2 protein-coding genes are annotated in these 924 nt (G+C 77.9%); both read left to right on the top strand.

Annotated features, from left to right (window positions below; all coding sequences use genetic code 11):
• A partial coding sequence (locus B4K29_RS13035; protein ID WP_286967627.1) for a hypothetical protein occupies positions 1–429 on the top strand: 429 nt, incomplete at its 5' end.
• A 15-nt stretch (positions 430–444) separates the two neighbouring features.
• Positions 445–924: DUF3592 domain-containing protein (locus tag B4K29_RS18470; protein ID WP_414632601.1), on the top strand; the 480-nt coding region annotated here is incomplete at its 3' end.

The raw sequence follows: 924 nt of genomic DNA, 5'->3' as shown, positions 1-924 counted from the left end.
CTGGCCCGCGCCCTGGCGGCCGTCCGCGACGGAGTCCAGGAGCACGGATACGTCCGCGAGGCGTCGTTCGTCAGCCACGACGGGTCGGTCTATTGCCAGATCGCGTCGAGCGAGGGCGGCGGCGTGTGCGAGCTCGCCGACGGTGCGGGGATCGAGGCGCCCGGGGTGTGCGCGGCCGGCGACGGGCGCTCCCAGGTCGGCCGGATCGAGGTCGACGAGCGCGGACGGGTCGTCCCCGTGTGCAACTCGGACACCATCGTCAGCGTCGACCCGGCCACCCTCCCACGCCTGCAGGAGGGGCGCGTCGTGCAGGTCAAGGGCGCGCCGTGGTCCTGCCTCGACACCGCTCGAGGCATCACCTGCGTCGACCCGCAGGGACGCCGGGCGTTCCGGCTCGGGCGTTCTGGCTACGCGGTGGCCCGCCGCTGACCGCGGTCCCCTAGGGTGGAGGCACCACATCGACCGGGGGGATCATCGTGGAGATCGCTGTCGCACTGTTCGCGCTGGGCTGCGTGGGCTCCGGCACCTGGAGCCTCGCCCAGATCCTTCTTGCGCCGCTGGCGTTGGCCGACCGTCGCCGCGACCGTGGAGGACGTCCGGCAGCTGACGGTGCGGGCCAGCGAGGGTGATCCGATGGGGGTGCCGCACGTCCGCTACCGCTATGCCGGGCCGGACGGCCGCGAGCACGAGGGTGAGGCACGGCTGCCGTCGGCCCTCCCGGTCGAGCCCGGCCAGCCCATCTCGGTGCAGGTGCACCCGCAGGACCCGGGCCGGTCGGTGATCCCCCCCCCCCCCCCCCCCCCCCCCCCGGCCCCCCCCCCCCCCCCCCCCCCCCCCCCCCCCCCCCCTCCCCCCCGGGGGGGGGGGGGCGGGGGGCGGCCGCCGCGGGGGGGGGGGGGGGGGGGGGGGGGGGGGGGGGGGGGG

The sequence above is a fragment of the Arsenicicoccus sp. UBA6765 genome (assembly GCF_002453335.1).
GTDB classification, from domain to species: domain Bacteria; phylum Actinomycetota; class Actinomycetes; order Actinomycetales; family Dermatophilaceae; genus Arsenicicoccus; species Arsenicicoccus bolidensis.
The sequence above is the reverse complement of the archived record's forward strand: the minus strand, read 5'-3'. Positions and strand labels throughout refer to the sequence as shown.